Source organism: Allobosea sp. OAE752 (genome assembly GCF_050433265.1).
Taxonomy (GTDB): Bacteria; Pseudomonadota; Alphaproteobacteria; order Rhizobiales; family Beijerinckiaceae; genus Allobosea; species Allobosea spartocytisi.
The window spans coordinates 444,772-460,567 of the sequence record NZ_JBNPXO010000001.1 but is presented as its reverse complement, the minus strand read 5'-3'; the positions used below and the strand labels follow the sequence as shown (position 1 = coordinate 460,567).

At 67.2% G+C, this 15,796-nt stretch carries 16 protein-coding genes; 9 read left to right on the top strand and 7 right to left on the bottom strand.

What is annotated here, in order from left to right; translation table 11 throughout:
- Positions 1-42: 42 nt before the first annotated feature.
- On the bottom strand, positions 43-279 hold the full coding sequence (locus tag GGC47_RS02160) for an Lrp/AsnC ligand binding domain-containing protein (protein ID WP_038361355.1): 237 nt from the start codon (positions 277-279) through the stop codon (positions 43-45).
- A 52-nt stretch (positions 280-331) separates the two neighbouring features.
- Positions 332-1,159, bottom strand: a complete 828-nt coding sequence (locus GGC47_RS02155; protein ID WP_133562004.1) for an alpha/beta hydrolase — start codon at positions 1,157-1,159, stop codon at positions 332-334.
- Positions 1,160-1,276: 117 nt separating this feature from the next.
- Here GGC47_RS02155 and GGC47_RS02150 point away from each other — a divergent pair, with 117 nt between their 5' ends.
- The gene (locus GGC47_RS02150) at positions 1,277-2,275 is read left to right on the top strand and encodes an asparaginase (RefSeq protein WP_142020269.1); all 999 of its coding nucleotides are present in this window, start codon (positions 1,277-1,279) and stop codon (positions 2,273-2,275) included.
- 92 nt (positions 2,276-2,367) lie between these two features.
- On the opposite strand, the gene GGC47_RS02145 is transcribed toward GGC47_RS02150, so the two are convergent.
- The 3 genes from GGC47_RS02145 to meaB all read right to left on the bottom strand — a co-directional run bounded on the left by GGC47_RS02145 (position 2,368) and on the right by meaB (position 5,431).
- Positions 2,368-3,738 (bottom strand): TIGR03808 family TAT-translocated repetitive protein, encoded by a 1,371-nt coding sequence (locus GGC47_RS02145; RefSeq protein WP_142020270.1) that lies wholly within the window; start codon positions 3,736-3,738, stop codon positions 2,368-2,370.
- Positions 3,739-3,804: 66 nt separating this feature from the next.
- Positions 3,805-4,437: a pyroglutamyl-peptidase I family protein gene (locus GGC47_RS02140; protein WP_038361357.1), complete on the bottom strand. Its 633-nt coding sequence runs from the start codon at positions 4,435-4,437 to the stop codon at positions 3,805-3,807.
- Positions 4,438-4,444: 7 nt separating this feature from the next.
- A complete protein-coding gene (gene meaB / locus GGC47_RS02135) occupies positions 4,445-5,431 on the bottom strand; it encodes a methylmalonyl Co-A mutase-associated GTPase MeaB (RefSeq protein ID WP_142020550.1) in 987 nt (328 codons plus the stop codon).
- A 130-nt stretch (positions 5,432-5,561) separates the two neighbouring features.
- Here meaB and GGC47_RS02130 point away from each other — a divergent pair, with 130 nt between their 5' ends.
- From GGC47_RS02130 to GGC47_RS02120, 3 genes are all read left to right on the top strand, one after another.
- Positions 5,562-6,710 carry an alpha/beta hydrolase gene (locus GGC47_RS02130; protein ID WP_185747785.1) on the top strand — a complete coding sequence of 383 codons (1,149 nt, stop codon included), beginning with the start codon at positions 5,562-5,564 and terminating at the stop codon, positions 6,708-6,710.
- 209 nt (positions 6,711-6,919) lie between these two features.
- Positions 6,920-7,927, top strand: a complete 1,008-nt coding sequence (locus GGC47_RS02125) for an alpha/beta hydrolase (protein WP_038361362.1) — start codon at positions 6,920-6,922, stop codon at positions 7,925-7,927.
- Complete coding sequence (locus GGC47_RS02120) at positions 7,928-8,821, top strand: alpha/beta hydrolase family protein (RefSeq protein ID WP_429066718.1); 894 nt, start codon at positions 7,928-7,930, stop codon at positions 8,819-8,821. It abuts the gene before it with no gap.
- Between the two features lie 7 nt (positions 8,822-8,828).
- On the opposite strand, the gene GGC47_RS02115 is transcribed toward GGC47_RS02120, so the two are convergent.
- The gene (locus tag GGC47_RS02115) at positions 8,829-9,299 is read right to left on the bottom strand and encodes an Lrp/AsnC family transcriptional regulator (RefSeq protein ID WP_429066716.1); all 471 of its coding nucleotides are present in this window, start codon (positions 9,297-9,299) and stop codon (positions 8,829-8,831) included.
- A gap of 126 nt (positions 9,300-9,425) precedes the next feature.
- On the opposite strand from GGC47_RS02115, the gene GGC47_RS02110 reads away from it, so the two are divergent.
- Positions 9,426-10,709 carry a cystathionine gamma-synthase family protein gene (locus GGC47_RS02110; RefSeq protein ID WP_429066715.1) on the top strand — a complete coding sequence of 428 codons (1,284 nt, stop codon included), beginning with the start codon at positions 9,426-9,428 and terminating at the stop codon, positions 10,707-10,709.
- 9 nt (positions 10,710-10,718) lie between these two features.
- On the opposite strand, the gene GGC47_RS02105 is transcribed toward GGC47_RS02110, so the two are convergent.
- Positions 10,719-11,456, bottom strand: a complete 738-nt coding sequence (locus tag GGC47_RS02105) for a DUF3750 domain-containing protein (protein ID WP_429066713.1) — start codon at positions 11,454-11,456, stop codon at positions 10,719-10,721.
- A 195-nt stretch (positions 11,457-11,651) separates the two neighbouring features.
- Between GGC47_RS02105 and GGC47_RS02100 the strand changes: the two genes are divergently transcribed.
- Genes GGC47_RS02100 through GGC47_RS02085 form a run of 4 tightly spaced genes read left to right on the top strand, consistent with a single transcriptional unit; the run spans position 11,652 to position 15,629 of the window.
- Positions 11,652-12,764 (top strand): polyamine ABC transporter substrate-binding protein, encoded by a 1,113-nt coding sequence (locus GGC47_RS02100; protein ID WP_429066710.1) that lies wholly within the window; start codon positions 11,652-11,654, stop codon positions 12,762-12,764.
- Positions 12,761-13,945, top strand: coding sequence for an ABC transporter ATP-binding protein (locus GGC47_RS02095; protein ID WP_429066708.1), 1,185 nt, complete (start codon positions 12,761-12,763; stop codon positions 13,943-13,945). The genes GGC47_RS02100 and GGC47_RS02095 overlap by 4 nt, the downstream gene beginning before the upstream one ends.
- A complete protein-coding gene (locus GGC47_RS02090) occupies positions 13,942-14,844 on the top strand; it encodes an ABC transporter permease (RefSeq protein WP_038361374.1) in 903 nt (300 codons plus the stop codon). The genes GGC47_RS02095 and GGC47_RS02090 overlap by 4 nt, the downstream gene beginning before the upstream one ends.
- Positions 14,841-15,629, top strand: coding sequence for an ABC transporter permease (locus tag GGC47_RS02085; protein ID WP_142020275.1), 789 nt, complete (start codon positions 14,841-14,843; stop codon positions 15,627-15,629). Before GGC47_RS02090 ends, GGC47_RS02085 begins: the two co-directional genes overlap by 4 nt.
- Positions 15,630-15,796: the final 167 nt, after the last annotated feature.

Genomic DNA, 15,796 nt, shown 5'->3' with positions numbered 1-15,796 from the left:
ACGCGAAGCCGTAGAGACAAATCCAGGGTCGGCGCCGGCCGGTCAGAACGCCTTGAAGGTGATGATCGTATGGGTGTCGGCGATCTCGGGGATCGACTGCACCTTCTGCGCGACGAAATGGCCGATATCGACATCGGCTGCGACGTGGAACTTGGCCAGGATGTCGTAATTGCCGGCGGTCGAGTAGATCTCGGAGGCGATCTCGCGATCGGCCAGTTCGCTGGCGACCTCATAGGTCTTGCCGAGCTTGCATTTGATCTCGACGAAGAAGGTCTGCATCGCGCGCTCCGAAACTCTCTGCGGACTGGATAGAACTCCCAGTGCCCCGAGATCAAGCGCCGGCGAGCGCCGCGATCCGCCGCGTCATCGGATTGTCGGGGTCGGTGAGGCCGTCGATGACGGTGAAATGGTTCGCGCCTTCGATCTCCTCATAGCGCGTCTGCACGCCTTCCAGCCCCCAGACATCGACGAGGCGGCGGCTCTGCTTGTGGTACTCGTCGCTTTCAGCGCCGCCGACGACGGCGTCCATCGTCAGCCGCGACGGTGCCGGCCAGAACAGCGGGCTCTCCCGCTCCGCCGCCTCCATGTCGAGGCCGAGCGCGGTGTTGATGCTGGTCTCGGTCAGGGGTTTCAGGTTGTAGAGTCCCGAGATGCCATAGGCGGCCGGCACCAGCCGGTCGGGCAGGTCGGAACCGACATTGTGCCAGTTGGTCGCCAGCGTGCAGGCCGAGAGATGGCCGCCCGCCGAATGCCCGGTCGCGACCACCGGCAGGCCGAAGCGTCGCCACAGCGCGGCGGCCGCCTGCTGCAATTCCCAGACGATATGGCCGAGATGGACCTGTGGGCAGAGGTCGTAGCCGACGACGGCGACGGGCAGGCCCAGCCGGTTAAGCCCGCGCGCCATATGCGAGAAGAAGCTGCGGTCGAGCGCCTGCCAGTAGCCGCCATGGATGAACATGACGAGCGCGTTGCCGCGCACCGTCTCGGGCTTGAAGATGTCGTAGAGCTGGCGCTCGCCGGCGCCGTAGGAGATGCCGAGCTCGCAGAGCGCGGTGGTGCGGTAGGCGGCGGCGTCTTCCTGCCAGCCGGCGATGATGCCGGGATGCTCGGGCACCCGGGCGCGGTTGTTGTATTCGGCTTCGTAGTCGGGGGTCGTCATGGTCTGGTCCATGGTTCGCACCGTGGCAGCAGCGGAGCTTTTTCGCCACTGCTTTTGACAGCCCGGGCGGCCGGCGGCAAAAGCGATGCGCCCATCGATTGGGCACTGGAGGTCGCCATGGAAAACCCTGTTCTCGCCGAAGTCACGCGCGGCAACACCGTCGAATCGCGCCATCGCGGTGCGGCGATCGTCATCGATGCCGAGGGCGGCGTGGTGTTCTCCACGGGGGATGTCGAGCGCCCCGTCTTCCCGCGCTCGGCCGTCAAGGCGATTCAGGGCCTGCCATTGATCGAGAGCGGCGCCGCAGACCGCTACGGGCTGACCGAGGCGGAGATCGCGCTTGCCGTCTCCTCGCATTCCGGCGAGCCGCTCCACGCCGAGACCTCGCTGGCCATGCTGAAGAAGGCCGGCCGCGATGCCGGCTGCCTCGAATGCGGCGCGCATTGGCCGATGGGCGAGGCTGCGGCGCGCGCCCTGGCCAAATCGGGCGCCGAGCCCAGCGCGCTCAACAACAACTGCTCCGGCAAGCATGCCGGCTTCGTCTGCCTCTCCTGCGCGCTGGACGAGGATCCCGCCGGCTATGTGAAGCAGGGTCATGCGGTCCAGCAGGCCGTGCACGGCGCCCTTGAAGAGGTGACCGGCGCCGAGCATTCCAGCGACCGCATGGGCATCGACGGTTGCTCGATCCCCTCCTATGCCGTGCCGCTCAAGGCGCTGGCGCTCGGCTTCGCCCGGCTCGGCACCGGTCACGGCTTCGGCCCGGAGCGCGCCAGGGCAGCCGCGCGCATCCGCGCCGCTGCGGCGGCGCATCCCTTCATGGTGGCGGGAACGGACCGTTTCGACACAAGGCTGATGAGCCTGCTCGGCGCGCGTGCCTTCACCAAGACAGGGGCCGAGGGCGTCTACTGCGCGGCCCTGCCGGAGCTGGGCTATGGCATCGCGCTCAAATGCGACGATGGCGCCGGGCGTGCCGCCGAGGTCGCGCTGGCGGCGCTGATCGGTCGCTTCCTGCCGATGGATGAATCGACGCAAGTGGCCTTCGCGCCGCTGCGAGAGGCCGTACTGAAGAACTGGAACGGCACCGAGGTCGGCCGAGTGAGGGCGCCGGCTGGCTAAGACCTGTCGTTTTTCCACGGAAGCGCGGGTCGTCCCGGGCGGAGCGAAGCGAAGACCCGGGATAACCGGGTTCCTTCGAAAAGGCGGCGATCCTAACTGACCGCGTTGTTCTCGACCCTGATGCCGGCCGCCCGCGCATCGGGAGCTTTCGTCAGGTCGCCGGTGACCGGCTTGCCGTATTCGCTGCCGATCACGGCGCCGTTCCGCGCCTCGGCGATGAGGTTGTTGGCGATCAGCGCATTGCGCTCCTTCGGCACCAGCGAGATCGAGATGCCGATACCGGTCTTGCGGATGATGTTGCCGGTGGCGGCGAGATTGCGCATGCCCCAGGACCAGCCCAGCGAGATGCCGGTCTCGCTGGCGTTCTCGATGACGTTGCCGGTGACGGCGGCTTCCGCCTCGACATGGACGCCGATGCCGCCGACGGGCCCCTTGCCGTTCGGCGCGACCGCCTTCCGGGCGTTGCGGACGATGTTGTTGGCGAAGACGGCGAGCCGCCCGCCATGGTCGAGATTGGTGATGTTGGCGCCCTGCGCGCAATCCTCGATCAGGTTATTCGCCATGATCGCGCCCTCGAAGGCGAATTCGGAATAGAGCCCGGCCTCCCCGCAGCGCCGCCCCTGATTGCCGAGGATCTGCACGCCCGAACCGGAATTGTTGCGGATGAAGGTCATGGCGCAGTCGCGGAGCTGGTTGCCTTCGATGATGATGCCGCCCGCGCGATAGAGGCTGATGCCGTTGCCGTTCTGCCCGTCGCCGCCGGCATCGGCCCGGATGCGCTCGACGCGGTTGCCGCGCAGGATCGAGCGGTCGTCCCCGGCCTCGCTGCGCCAGATCTGGATGCCGTTATTGCCGCAATCGGCGACGGCATTGCCCTCGATCGTCAGCCCGCGCGAATCCAGCGAGAACAGCGCGGCGTCGCGCATCTTGCGGAAGCTGCTCGCCGTGATGCGCCCGCCGCAGCGGTTCAGCGTCAAGCCGACGGAGCCGGCATTGGCGAAGGCGAGCTCGGCGATCGCGATCTCGCCGACGGCATCCGCCGCGAGCAGGGCGGAGCGTTGCGGCGAGGGGATGTCGAGCCCGTCGAGCACGAGGCCGGAAAGGCTTGCGCGGGAGATGTTGCTTGCCGTCAGGACAGGCCCGCCATCGGCCGTCACCAGCTTTGTCGCCTCCGGCACGCCGATCAAGCGCGTGCCCTCGGGCAGGGCGACCCGGCTGACGCGGTAGCGGCCGGGCGGCAGCAGCAGCGGGGCGGAACGGCGGGCCGCCTCGGCAAGCGCCGCCCGAAGGCGTTGCGACTGGTCGTCGGTGGCGCCCGGTCGCAGGCCGAATTGCGTGGCATCGAGGCCGAGCTGGCCGAGCGGCGTCGGCGCGGCACCGCGCTGCTGCGCCTGCGCGGGCAGATGCGCCGCGATGGGACTGAGAAGGCCGCCAGCCAAGAGGCAGCGCCGGGAAAGGGTCATGACATCTCCTGTGCCGCTTCCCTCGATCAAGCTCCGTGCCAGCGCCGCTGTGCCGTTTCGGGACCGTCAGCGACCTGTGATCGCGAGATTCCGTCCGATCGCCGCCAGCGCAGCGGTCAATCGCTCCGTCCGCGGTCGAAAGCCCGCGACGCGCTTGGTCGGGCGGGTGCCGGCCGCCGGGCGTAGCCAGGGTATATGCACGAACAAGACAGGCCGTCCCGCCATCGCGGCGTGGCGCAACGCCGTGGCATAGCTGGCATCGCAGAGATAGCGCCCGGCCGAGGGCGAGGGCCGGCTGGCGATCGCATGCCGGCGCAGATGGGCGAGCGCGCCCTGGGGACGCCCGGTGGTTCGCGTGGGCAAGGCAGGGCGGCCGCCCGTCGCGGCACCGGTGGCGGCGCGCCCGGTGACGTCGGGATGGAGCGAGCTGGAGCGGCCGCGTGCGAAAAGCTCGATCCGGACATGGCGGGCGCGGGCGGCGAGGCCGAGCATCAGCAGCGCTCTTGGCCTGGTCGTCTCGATCTCCTGCGCAAGTGCCGGCAGGCCGGCGGCATAGCTGGTCTCGAGCACGAGGCTGCGCACGCGCAGGCCCGAATGCCGCAGCCGCGCGGCGATGGCGCCTGCAAGTCGCGTCGTCGGATTGACCCGGACGCCCGGAAACGGGCCGAACCCGGTGACCAGCAGGTCGATGCGCTGCATGTCGCCCTCACAATCCCAAGGCCTGGGCGATCTCGTCGGCCGCGAGCGTCGGCGCCAGCTCGCCCGCCGCGACCGCCGCTTCGAGTGCCGGCGTGCGCGCCTTCAGCGCCGGATCGTGCCGGAGCCTGGCTTGCAGCCGGTCCTGCACCATCGCCCACATCCATTTCACGTCCTGCCGCCGGCGCCTCTCGGTGATCAGCCCCTTTGCCTCGAAGCGGTGATGATGGTCCTCGATCTTGCTCCAGAGCGCATCGAGCCCTTCCCCGGTCAGGCCGGAGATGGTGACGACCGGAGTCGACCAGAGCGGCGAGGCCGGCGCGAGAATATGCAGCGCCGCCTTGTACTGCGCCGCAGCCGCCCGCGCCGCGGTCGCGCCGGCGCCATCGGCCTTGTTGACCGCGATCATGTCGGCGAGCTCGATGATGCCTTTCTTGATGCCCTGCAATTCGTCGCCGGCATTGGGCAGCATCAGCACGAGGAAGAAATCGGTGAGGTCGGCGACAGCCGTCTCCGACTGGCCGACGCCGACCGTCTCGACCAGGATGACGTCGAAGCCCGCCGCCTCGCAGAGCAGCATCGTCTCGCGCGTCTTGGCCGCGACGCCGCCGAGCGTGCCGGAGGAGGGGGAGGGGCGGATATAGGCGTTCGGGTCGACGGAAAGCCGCGCCATCCGCGTCTTGTCGCCGAGGATCGAGCCGCCGGTGCGGGTCGAGGAGGGGTCGACCGCGAGCACCGCGACCTTGTGGCCCTTCTCCGTCAGTTGGCTGCCGAGCGCGTCGATGGCGGTGGACTTGCCGACGCCGGGCACACCGGTGATCCCGACCCGGATGGCCCGGCCCGTTTGGGGCAGCAGTCGCTGGATCAAAGCCTGGGCCTGCTCGCGATGGTCGGCCCGCCGCGATTCGGTGAGCGTGATCGCGCGCGCCAGTGCGGCGCGCTCGCCGGCCAGAATGGCGTCGGCCAGCGTTTCGATGCGGGAGGCGAGGTCGACCATCGCGCCAGTTAGCAAGCCGGCGGAGCCGGCGGCAAGGCGCCTTGCCGCATCGCGCGTCGTGACCCTGTCACATGCGCATCTTGAACATTCGCCGGTTCGGTGACACGACAAGGCGATGATCGGCGTGGCGATGCGGCTTCCTGTCTTGATTCTGGCGTTGCTCGCGCCGTTGATGCTGGCTGCCTGCGGCACGCCGCGCGTGCTGGAACTGAGCCAGGCGCCCCGGCAGGACATCGCCGGAAAGGTCGAGATCTACGTCGCCACCACCCGTGAAGCCTCGGCGGCGCCGGTTTATTTCGACGGCGAACGCGCCCCGAAGCTGGCCTTCGCGAAGCTCGAGATCACCGTGCCGCGCAGCCACAAGCCGGGCGAGCTCGAACTCCCCGATTCCGGCCCGGGCGATCCGGCCAAGCATTTCACCGCGACCAATATCGAGCGCCTCGATCTCGCGCCGGTCGTCGCCGACGTCCGCCGGGAGATCATGCGCCGCCCGGCCGGCCAGCGCGACGTGCTGGTCTTCGTCCACGGTTACAACACCAATTTCGCCGACGCCGTCTATCGCTTCGCCCAGATCGTCTACGATTCCGGCTTCAAGGGCGTGCCGGTGCTGTTCTCCTGGCCCTCGCGCGGCCAGCTCCTCGCCTACCCCTACGACCGCGAAAGCGCCTATTACTCGCGCGACTTCCTCGAAGCGAACCTACGCGGCATCACCCGGGATATCGGCCCGGGGCGGATGGACATCCTCGCCCATTCGATGGGCACGATCCTGACGCTCGAAACCTTGCGACAGGCGGCGATACGCGGCGACGGCGCCTTCGGCGGCAAGCTGCGCGACGTGATGCTCGCCGCGCCCGATGTCGATCTCGACGTGTTCAAGACCCTGATGAATGTGATCCGGCGGCCGGTGACGGTCTTCGTCTCCGCCGATGACCGGGCGCTCGATTTCTCCCGCCGCTTCGCCGGCGACAAGACCCGGCTCGGCGCTGTCTCCACCAAGGATGCGCCGACGATCGCCGAGCTGGAGAAGCTCGGCGTGCATATCATCGACCTCTCGGAGGTGTCTTCGGGCGACAGCCTGAACCACGCCAAATTCGCTTCCTCGCCGAAGGTCGTGCAGCTCATCGGCGAAAGGTTGCGACAGGACAAGGGCATCGGCTTCGCCGGCCCGCAACTGGGCGACCGTCTGGGCGACATCGCCGGCGGGGTGGTCGGCACGGTCGGCTCGACCGTCGGGCTGGTGGTGACGGCGCCCGTCACGATCATCTCCGGCGGCCGCTGACGCCTCGTCGGCTGGGCCCGAGGGCCACGAGCCGTCTTTGCCAGGAGCGTCGGCAACGAGGCGATGACGGGCGGATGTGACCGTGGAGGCACGGGCTGCCGGCATTTCGGGTTTGCCCGGCGTTTCGCCCCATTCTGGCCGCGTTAGCCTGTCCTTAAGACCGGATCATCCAGATCGGCCCCTCTCGATTGTCCCGGATATCCGCTCCCATGCCTGTCACAAGGCGCGACTTTTCACGCTTCTCTCTGGCCTTCGCCTCGCTCCTTCCGCTCGGGCTCACGGCCTGCGCGCAAAGCGAGGCGACCGTCTCGCCCTTCTCCGTGCCGGAGCGGGCGGATTTGTCGGCGCTTGGCAAGGATCCGGCCCTGCTTGTGATGACGACGCGCCGTTCGGTTGGCAACGTGGCGCCCTATTTCGGGTCGGATCGCGGGCCGCTGACCTTTGCGGTGGCGAGGCTCTCGCCGCCGGGGCGCGGCATCGCTGGGCGCGTCTCCTCGGCGGTGAGCGGCGACTGGGCGGTCCTCGGGATCGAACGCGAGACCACGACCGATGCTGCGCGCGTGTTCTCGAACGCGGCGAATGGCGGCGATGTGCTGCTCTATGTCCATGGCTACAACGAGACCTTCGAGTCCGCCGCCCGCAGCGCCGGGCAGCTTTCGCATTCGCTCAAGTTCCAGGGGCGCACGGCGCTCTTCACCTGGCCTTCGGGCGGCAAGCTGCTCGACTATGCCTATGATCGCGAAAGCGCGCTCTGGTCGCGCGACGGCTTCGTAGAGACCTTGCAGGCGCTGGTCGCGAACCCCACGATCGGGCGCATCCACATCGTGGCTCATTCCATGGGCACGTTTCTGACGCTGGAAGGCCTGCGCGAGCTGCGCGATTCGCCGGATGTCTACGCGCGGATCGGCTCGGTGGTGCTCGCCTCACCCGATGTCGATATCGACGCCTTCGAGCAGACGGTGAAGCGGATCGCGCCACTGGCGAAGCGCATGACCGTCATCATCGATCCTGGCGACCGGGCGCTCGCGGTTTCCGCCCGCATCGCTGGCGGCGTGGCACGCGCGGGCGCGGCCGACCGGGAGCGCCTCGATGCGCTGGGCGTCCGCGTCGCCGACACGGCGGGGCGCGGCTGGAGCCTGCTCAGGCACGACCTCTTCCTCTCGGATAGCGAGGTCACGCAGGTCGTGCGCCGCGCCATGGATCGCGGCGAGAGCTGAATGCGGGTTTCCAAACGCCTCGGCGCGGTTCTGCTCGCGTTCGCCGTTTGGCTCGGACCAGCGACGGCGATGGCGGCGACGCCGGGGCTCTTCGCCGATGTGGGACGCGGAGAATGGACGCTCGACGATCCCGTCTGGAAGGCCATCGACATCGAGACCTATACGCCGGCGGCATGCGCGGCCAAATCCTGCCCGCTGGTGATCGTGATCCACGGCGCCGGCCGAAACGCGGCGAATTCGCGCAATTATTGGATCGAGGCCGCCGACCGCTATGGCGTCCTCATCGCCGCGCCGCGCTTCGACAAGACCCGTTTCCCGGGCCGGCTTTTCCAGCAGGGCGCCGTGCGCGGACAGCCGGACCGGTCGAAATGGACCTTCGGCGTCGTCGAAAGACTGTTCGATGCGGCGCGCGCTGCCGGTCGCGCGTCAGGCACGAGCTACAGGCTCTTCGGGCATTCGGCCGGCGGCCAGTTCGTGCACCGGATGGCGCTGCTCATGCCCGAGGCCCGCTTCTCGCGGGCCGTCGTGGCGAATGCCGGCTATTACACCCGTCCTCTCGATGCTGCCGCCGCCGGGGGCTTCGCCTATCCCTATTCGCTGGGCGGAACGCCTGCGACCGACGCCACCTTGCGAGCCGCGCTCGGCAAGCAGGTCACGGTCATGCTGGGCGCCCGCGACACGAATCCGGAACACCGGGAGCTCAACAGATCGGCCGGCGCCGAGGAGCAGGGAGCAACCCGGTTCGCACGCGGTCAGCATTTCATGGCCGATATCCGTGCCGTTGCCGCTCGCCTCGGCGTCACCCCGCAATGGCGCGAGATCACTGTGCCCGGCGTGGCCCATCAGCAGGACCGCATGGCCCGGGCGGCAGCGCCAGAACTGCTCGGCCCCTGAGGACCATTCAGATCGGCGGCAGGCCGGAGCGCTTCTTGATCGTCGCCAGCGCGAAGTTGGATTCGACCGACTGGATGCATTTCAGCCGCGTCACCTTCTGCTTGAGGAAGCGCTCATAGCCCTCGATGCCATCGGTGACGACGCGCAGCAGATAATCCTGCGAGCCGGTCATGAGGTAGCACTCCGCCACTTCGCTCCAGCTTTCGATCGCCTTCTCGAACTCGCCGATATGCTCCTGATTCTGCTGGATCAGCCTGACCGAGACGAAGACGCTGAAGGGCAGCCCATAGGCCTTCGGATCGACGATCGCGGCATAGCCCTGGATGACGCCTGTCTCCTCCAGCCGCTTGAGGCGGCGCAGGCAGGGGGTCGGCGACAGCCCGACCTTCTGCGAGAGCTCCTGATTGGTGATCCGCCCGTCCTCCCGGAGCAGGGCGAGAATGCGGCGGTCGATCGTATCGAGCATCATATGCTCCATCCTGGCTCGTGTTGAGCAGAAACATGCAGGAAGAGCGTTAGCGCGAGTGTGACCAGCCAAGCAATCGCGTCGATGCGGGATTATTCTGGTCGCAAAGCGGCCAGGCCGGAGCCGAGGGAGAAAGCCATGAGCGACGACAGCTATCACAAGGACCGGATCGCCAACCGCAAGCTTCATCCCGAGACGCTGATGATGGGCTTCGGCTATTCGCCGGCCATGTCGGAGGGCTCGCTCAAGCCGCCGGTCTTCCTGACCTCGACCTTCGTTTTCGAGAATGCCCAGCAGGGCAAGGATTTCTTCGACTTCACCTCGGGCCGGCGCCAGCCCAAGCCCGGCGAGAAGCCCGGCCTGGTCTATTCGCGCTTCAACCATCCGAACATGGAGATCCTCGAGGATCGCCTGGCGATCTGGGACGAAGCCGAGAAATGCGCCGTCTTCGCTTCGGGCATGGCCGCGATCGCGACGACCTGCTTCGCCTTCCTGCGGCCGGGCGACACGATCCTTCATTCGCGCCCGCTCTATGGCGGCACCGAGACCCTGCTGAAGAACCAGATGGGCGCCTTCGGTATCACGCCCTTCGGCTTCACCGACGGGCTCGACATCGAGCAGATGCGCGATGTCGCGCGGGCGGCGGCGGCCAAGGGCCGCGTCGCGATGATCCTGGTCGAGACCCCGGCGAACCCCACCAACGGCCTTGTCGATCTCGCCGCCTGCAAGATGATCGCGGACGAACTGGAGAGGTCGCAGGGCCACCGCCCGCCGGTCGTCGTCGACAACACCATGCTCGGCCCGAAATACCAGAAGCCGCTGAAGCAGGGCGCCGACCTCTCGCTGCTCTCGCTGACCAAATATGTCGGCGGCCATTCCGACCTTGTCGGCGGCTCGATCAGCGGCTCCGAGGCGCTGGTGCGGCAGGTGAAGGCCTGGCGCGGCTCGCTGGGTACGCAAGCCGATCCGAATTCCTGCTGGATGCTGATGCGCTCGCTGGAGACGCTCGACATTCGCATGAGCCGCGCCAACGAGAACGCCAAGCTGGTGGCGGAGTATCTGGAGAGCCATCCGAAGGTCGCCAGGGTCCACTATCTCGGCAACCTCAAGGATGGCGATCCGCGCAAGGCCGTCTTCGACCGGCAGTGCACGGCGGCCGGCTCGACCTTCGCCTTCGACGTCAAGGGCGGCGAAAAGGAGGCTTTCGCTCTGCTCGACAATCTGCAGATCATGAAGCTCGCGGTCAGCCTCGGCGGTACCGAGACGCTGGTCTCGCATCCCGCCGCGATGACGCATTCCGGCGTGGCGCGGGAGCTGCGCGAGGAGATTGGCCTCACCGACGCGCTGATCCGCATTTCGGTCGGCATCGAGAACATCGAGGATCTGATCTCGGATCTCGCGCAGGCCTTCGAGGCGGTTTGAGGCGTTCTCTCACATCCCGACCCGTCCCCAGCCCGGCAGCTTCAGCGCCGGGCTGCGCAGGTCGAATCCCGCGACGAGGCCGAGGATGTTGACCTCGACGCCTTCGACCCACCCGACCGTGATTCCGGCCAGCCCGTAGAGCGAGGCTTGCAGGCCGGTGCGGCTCGGCGTGAGCCCGGCGAAGAGGCCGGTCTCACGCCAGTCCTTCCCGATGGCCGTCGGCGGCAAGGCTTCGCGCAGTTCCGGCACCTCCGTCAGCACATGCTGGACGAAGCTGTTCGAGTTCGGGCCCGGCCATGCGAGATAGCTGCCCGGTTCGGCATAGGCATAGGACTGCACGGCAGCTCGGATGCGCGGAATCAGCCGCTCGGCCGCTGCTCCTCGGATTTCCGCGACAGACTCCGGCTCGTTGCCGAACCAGCGCCCATCCGCCTCGCGATGGTTGACGCGCACCGGCATGCCCCAGCCAACGACGTCGAAGCGGGTATAGGCGGAGGCATTGGCCTCCTTCACCACGATCCAGGAATGATGCGCGAAGATGCCGCGCCAGCGACCGACGCGGGCGGCGAAGATGTGCACGGTCGCTTCGGGGTCGACCGACGCGGCCGGCAGGAGCTTCGCGCTTGACCAGTCGGCTCGGCGCCAGTCGGGCGCATGCGTCTGCCAGATCCACCAGCCGGCATGGGTCGCGAGCGGCAGCAGAAAGGCAAGAACGAAGAACAGCAGGAAGCGGCGGAAGAGGTGCATCCGGCACGGTATGTGCAGGACGACGCAAACCGGCAAGAAGACGGCGGATCACGCTTGCGTCAGCCGGCCGGAACATGCTGCAGGGGCTTTCGGAAACGCTCTGCTGTGCGCGGATATCCGGCCGTGCCCGCGGGCGGTTGATGCCGGGGGGAAAGCTGGTAGCGTGCGCGCGCCTGAGCTTGATGGAGGGGCAGATTGGGTGAGACGACGAAGCGGCTGAGCAAGGCTGTCGCGGCCTGCGCGATCGGACTGGGACTTCTGGCCACGCCAGTGGCCGCGCAGGACAAGCAGCTCCGGATCTTCAACTGGTCCGACTATGTCGATCCCGAGGTGCTCGACGCCTTCAAGAAGGAAACCGGGATCACCGTCGTCTACGACACCTTCGACCAGATGGAGACGGTCGAGACCAAGCTTCTTGCCGGCAAGACCGGCTACGACCTGATCGTCGTCACGGCTTCCTTCCTGCCGCGCCATATCCCGCTCGGCCTCTACCAGCCGATCGACAAGGCCAAGATTCCGAATCTCAAGAATCTCTGGCCGGAGATCCAGACGCGGCTCGGGAAATACGATCCCGGCAACACCTACGCTGTGAACTACATGTGGGGCACCACGGGGATCGGCTACAACACCGCCAAGATCAAGGAACGGCTCGGCCCCGACGCCGTGATCGATAGCTGGAAGATCGTCTTCGAGCCTGAACAGCTCAAGAAGCTCTCCAATTGCGGCGTCCATGTCCTCGACGCGACAGAGGAGCTGTTCCCGGCGGCGCTGCGTTATCTCGGGCTGAACCCGGATTCGAAGAACGAGGCCGATCTCAACAAGGCTGGCGAATTGCTGCGCAAGATCCGGCCCTATATCCAGAAATTCCACTCCTCCGAATACATCAACGCGCTGGCCAACGGCGATATCTGCCTTGCCGTCGGCTATTCCGGCGACATCCTCCAGGCCAAGAAACGGGCCGAGGAGGCCAAGAACGGCGTCCAGATCGGCTATTCCATCCCGAAGGAAGGCGCGCTGATGTGGTTCGATTCCTTCGTGATCCCGAAGGACGCGGCCAATGTCGACGCGGCGCTGAAGTTCATCGACTTCGTCAACAAGCCGGAGATGGCGGCGAAGAACTCGGACTTCATCCAGTACGCCAATGGCAATGTCGCCTCGAAGCCGTTCCTGTCGGCGGCCTTGCGCGATAACCCCGGCGTTTACCCGCCGGACGAGGTGATGGGGCGGCTCTACACGATCACGCCTTATGACCAGAAGTCGCAGCGGCTGGTGAACCGGCTCTGGACGCGCGTGAAGACCGGCAAGTGAGCGCGTTCGGACGGAGCGCGGTCACCGTCAAGAAGACCTCGCCCGGCAGCGTGCGCCGGGCCTTCCAACCCTGGAACGACCCGGCGGCGAAGCCGCTGGTCGAGTTCCGGGGCGTGACCAAGCGCTTCGGTGACGTCACGGCCGTGGGCGATCTCACGCTCGCGCTCTACCAGCGCGAATTCTTCGCGCTGCTTGGCCCCTCGGGCTGCGGCAAGACCACGCTGATGCGGATGCTCGCCGGTTTTGAGACGCCGGATGAGGGCAGGATCCTGCTCGACGGACAGGATATCACCGCCGTGCCGCCGCATCTGCGGCCGGTCAACATGATGTTCCAGTCCTATGCGCTGTTCCCGCATCTGACCGTGGCCGGCAACATCGCCTATGGCCTGAAGCGCGAGGGCCTGGCCCGCGCCGAGATCGCCAGACGCGTCGAGGAGATGCTGGCGCTGGTCAAGCTCTCCGGCCTTGGGCAGCGCAAGCCGCACCAGCTCTCCGGCGGCCAGCGCCAGCGCGTCGCGCTCGCCCGCTCGCTCGCCAAGCGGCCGAAGCTCTTGCTGCTCGACGAGCCGATGGCGGCGCTCGACCGCAAATTGCGCGAGCAGACCCAGTTCGAATTGATGGATCTGCAGAGCGAGCTCGGCCTCACCTTCATGGTCGTCACCCACGACCAGGACGAGGCGATGACCATGGCCGACCGCATGGCGGTGATGGACCATGGCAAGCTCGTCCAGATCGGGCCTCCCGACGTGATCTACGAGGCGCCGGCCAACCGCCATGTCGCGGAGTTCGTCGGCGACATCAACATCTTCGAGGGGCGGGTCGAAGCGATCGATGGCGAGTTGGTGAAGGCAGAGGTGCCGCGCGTCGGCACCGTCGAGCTCGACGAGGAGGCGCCGGCGCTGAAGGCGGGCGACGCCCTGCTGATCGGCATCCGGCCCGAGAAGATCGAGATCGCCCATGACGAGCCGGGCCAAGTCGTCAACAAGGTCGCGGGCGAGATCTGGGACATCGGCTATCTCGGCGATTTCACCATGATCCAGGTGATGATCGGCGGGGAGAGTGGTCAGCTGGTCAAGGTCGCGCTGGCCAACCGGACACGGCGGGTGGCCCGGCCTTTCGCCTGGGACGACAAGGTCTGGCTGTCCTGGGATGTCGAGGCCGGCGTGGTGCTGCCGCCATGAGCGCGGTCGCTTCGCTGCAGCGGCTGCGCCGTCTTGTGGTGGCCGTGCCCTATCTCTGGCTGGCGCTGTTCTTCTTGGCTCCCTTCGCCATCGTGCTGCGCATGGCCTTCTCGCAGGCTGCGACCGCGCTCCCGCCCTATGCGCCGCATTGGGAGGGGTTCGCCCAGCTTGGCGACTTCCTGTCCCAGCTCGACCTGACGAATTTCAGCCTGCTCGGCGATGATCCGCTCTACTGGCAGAGCTACCTCTATTCCCTGCGCATCGCGGCGCTGACCACGATCTTCGCCCTCGCCATCGGCTATCCGCTCGCCTACGCCATGGCGACCGCGCCGGCGCGCTGGCGCGGCCTTCTGCTTGTCTTCGTCATCCTGCCGTTCTGGACCTCCTTCCTGATCCGCGTCTACGCCTGGATCGGCATCCTGAGGCCGGACGGGTTGCTCGACGCCGCGCTCGCCTTCCTCGGCTTCGAGGGCGAGCCGCTACGGCTGCTCAATACCGAGACGGCCGTGCTGCTCGGCATGGTCTATTCCTATCTGCCCTTCATGGTGCTGCCGCTTTTCGCCACGCTGGAAAAGCTCGACCGCAGCCTGCTCGAAGCTGCGTCCGATCTTGGCGCCACACCGATCACCGCCTTCTTTACCGTGACGCTGCCGCTCTCGCTGCCCGGTATCCTCGCTGGATCGGCACTGGTCTTCATCCCTGCCGTCGGCGAGTTCGTTATCCCCGATCTGCTCGGCGGCCCCGATACGGTGATGATCGGCAAGGTCTTGTGGAACGAGTTCTTCTCGAACCGCGACTGGCCACTGGCGTCGGCGGTCGCCGTCGTGCTGCTGATCGTGCTGGTCCTGCCGTTGGTCCTGCTCCAGCGCGCCCGGTTGAAGCGGGAGCTGGCGGCATGAAGCGCCTCGGCCCCGGCCTCATCCTGGCGCTGATCCTCGGCTTCGCCTTCCTCTATCTGCCGATCGTCACGCTGATCGCCTATTCCTTCAACGCCTCGCGCCTCGTCACGGTCTGGGGTGGTTTCTCGACGCACTGGTACGGCGCGCTCATGGCGAACGAGCCGCTGCTCGATGCCGCCTGGCTCTCGATCCGGCTCGGGGTCGTCTCGGCGACATTGGCAACCGCGCTCGGCACGCTCGCTGCGCTGGCGCTCGCCCGGCATGGCCGCTTCTTCGGCCGCACGCTGTTTTCCGGGATGGTGCTGGCGCCTCTCGTCATGCCGGAGGTGGTGACGGGGCTTTCGCTGCTGCTGCTCTTCGTCGCCGTTGATGTCGAGCGCGGCTTCTGGACCGTGACCGTCGCGCACGCGACCTTCAGCCTCGGCTTCGCCTGCATCGTCGTGCAATCGCGGCTGGCGGGCTTCGATCGCTCGCTGGAAGAGGCGGCGCAGGATCTCGGCGCCACGCCCTTCGTCACCTTCTGGACGGTGACGCTGCCGCTGATCTGGCCGGCGGTGGCGGCGGCCTGGATGCTCGCTTTCACGCTCTCGCTCGACGATCTCGTCGTCGCGAGCTTCACCACCGGCCCCGGCGCGACCACCTTGCCGATGCGGCTCTATTCGGCGGTCAAGCTCGGCGTCTCGCCCGAGATCAACGCCGCCTGCACGATTATGATCGCGGCTGTGGCGGTCGTCGTGATCGCCGCTTCGCTCCTCCTCAAGCGCGAACAGTTGTCCAGCGGTTAGGCTACGCTGCGATCCACCCGAACGCGCCGTCATTCCGGACAAGCTGCGAAGCAGCGCAGACCCGGAATCCATCATATGGCTCCGGCGCTCTACGATGGATCCCGGGTCAAGCCCGGGATGACGGCGTTGGGTGCTTGGATAAACGCGGGCTGAACGGCGCCCTCAAA

Coding starts and splice junctions, on each gene's coding strand:
- meaB (WP_142020550.1), bottom strand. CDS start 5,431: ATGGTCGACCTCGCCTCCCGCATCGAAACGCTGGCCGACGCCATTCTG.
- GGC47_RS02085 (WP_142020275.1), top strand. CDS start 14,841: ATGAAGCGCCTCGGCCCCGGCCTCATCCTGGCGCTGATCCTCGGCTTC.
- GGC47_RS02155 (WP_133562004.1), bottom strand. CDS start 1,159: ATGACGACCCCCGACTACGAAGCCGAATACAACAACCGCGCCCGGGTG.
- GGC47_RS02140 (WP_038361357.1), bottom strand. CDS start 4,437: ATGCAGCGCATCGACCTGCTGGTCACCGGGTTCGGCCCGTTTCCGGGC.
- GGC47_RS02160 (WP_038361355.1), bottom strand. CDS start 279: ATGCAGACCTTCTTCGTCGAGATCAAATGCAAGCTCGGCAAGACCTAT.
- GGC47_RS02145 (WP_142020270.1), bottom strand. CDS start 3,738: ATGACCCTTTCCCGGCGCTGCCTCTTGGCTGGCGGCCTTCTCAGTCCC.
- GGC47_RS02150 (WP_142020269.1), top strand. CDS start 1,277: ATGGAAAACCCTGTTCTCGCCGAAGTCACGCGCGGCAACACCGTCGAA.
- GGC47_RS02130 (WP_185747785.1), top strand. CDS start 5,562: ATGCGGCTTCCTGTCTTGATTCTGGCGTTGCTCGCGCCGTTGATGCTG.
- GGC47_RS02110 (WP_429066715.1), top strand. CDS start 9,426: ATGAGCGACGACAGCTATCACAAGGACCGGATCGCCAACCGCAAGCTT.
- GGC47_RS02090 (WP_038361374.1), top strand. CDS start 13,942: ATGAGCGCGGTCGCTTCGCTGCAGCGGCTGCGCCGTCTTGTGGTGGCC.
- GGC47_RS02105 (WP_429066713.1), bottom strand. CDS start 11,456: ATGCACCTCTTCCGCCGCTTCCTGCTGTTCTTCGTTCTTGCCTTTCTG.
- GGC47_RS02125 (WP_038361362.1), top strand. CDS start 6,920: ATGCCTGTCACAAGGCGCGACTTTTCACGCTTCTCTCTGGCCTTCGCC.
- GGC47_RS02120 (WP_429066718.1), top strand. CDS start 7,928: ATGCGGGTTTCCAAACGCCTCGGCGCGGTTCTGCTCGCGTTCGCCGTT.
- GGC47_RS02115 (WP_429066716.1), bottom strand. CDS start 9,299: ATGGAGCATATGATGCTCGATACGATCGACCGCCGCATTCTCGCCCTG.